Source organism: Cronobacter sp. HA18006, assembly GCF_011605445.1.
In the GTDB taxonomy this organism is placed as follows: Bacteria; Pseudomonadota; Gammaproteobacteria; order Enterobacterales; family Enterobacteriaceae; genus Cronobacter; species Cronobacter sakazakii.
Genome location: NZ_JAANQB010000017.1, coordinates 1 through 1,139, shown reverse-complemented (window position 1 = coordinate 1,139; position 1,139 = coordinate 1). Strand labels below are relative to the sequence as shown.

General features: G+C 56.1%; 1 protein-coding gene. It reads right to left on the bottom strand.

Translation table 11 applies throughout. The annotated features are described in order from the left end of the window. The coding region (gene tuf, locus G9X48_RS09035; protein WP_097642009.1) for an elongation factor Tu at nucleotides 1-1,139 on the bottom strand (1,139 nt) is incomplete at both ends.

Sequence of the window (1,139 nt, the reverse complement as noted above, 5' to 3'; positions counted from 1 at the left end):
AGAACTTTAGCAACCACGCCCGCGCCAACGGTACGGCCGCCTTCGCGGATTGCGAAACGCAGACCGTCGTCCATCGCGATCGGGTGGATCAGGGTAACAACCATTTTGATGTTGTCGCCCGGCATTACCATCTCCACGCCTTCCGGCAGTTCGATGGTGCCAGTCACGTCAGTCGTACGGAAGTAGAACTGCGGACGGTAGCCTTTGAAGAACGGAGTGTGACGGCCGCCTTCGTCTTTGGACAGAATGTACACTTCAGATTCGAACTTGGTGTGCGGCTTGATGGAGCCCGGCTTAGCCAGTACCTGACCACGTTCGATTTCTTCACGTTTGATACCACGCAGCAGAACACCTACGTTCTCGCCCGCACGGCCTTCGTCCAGCAGTTTGCGGAACATTTCAACGCCAGTACAGGTGGATTTCGCGGTGTCTTTGATGCCCACGATTTCAACTTCTTCACCAACCTTGATGATACCGCGCTCTACACGACCGGTAACAACGGTACCACGACCAGAGATGGAGAATACGTCTTCGATCGGCAGCAGGAACGGCTTGTCAATCGCACGCTCCGGTTCCGGGATGTAGGAATCCAGGTGACCTGCCAGCTCGATGATTTTCGCTTCCCACTCAGCGTCGCCTTCCAGCGCTTTCAGAGCAGAACCACGAACGATCGGGGTGTCGTCGCCCGGGAAGTCGTACTGAGACAGCAGCTCGCGCACTTCCATCTCAACCAGTTCCAGCAGCTCTTCGTCATCAACCATGTCGCATTTGTTCAGGAACACGATGATGTACGGAACGCCTACCTGACGACCCAGCAGGATGTGCTCACGGGTCTGCGGCATCGGGCCGTCAGTCGCAGCAACAACCAAGATAGCGCCGTCCATCTGAGCAGCACCGGTGATCATGTTTTTCACGTAGTCGGCGTGGCCCGGGCAGTCAACGTGCGCGTAGTGGCGAGTCGGGGTGTCATATTCAACGTGAGAGGTGTTGATGGTGATACCACGAGCTTTTTCTTCCGGCGCGTTATCGATCTGGTCGAATGCACGAGCAGAACCACCGTAGGTTTTCGCCAGAACGGTAGTGATGGCAGCGGTCAGCGTTGTTTTACCATGGTCAACGTGGCCGATAGTACCGACGTT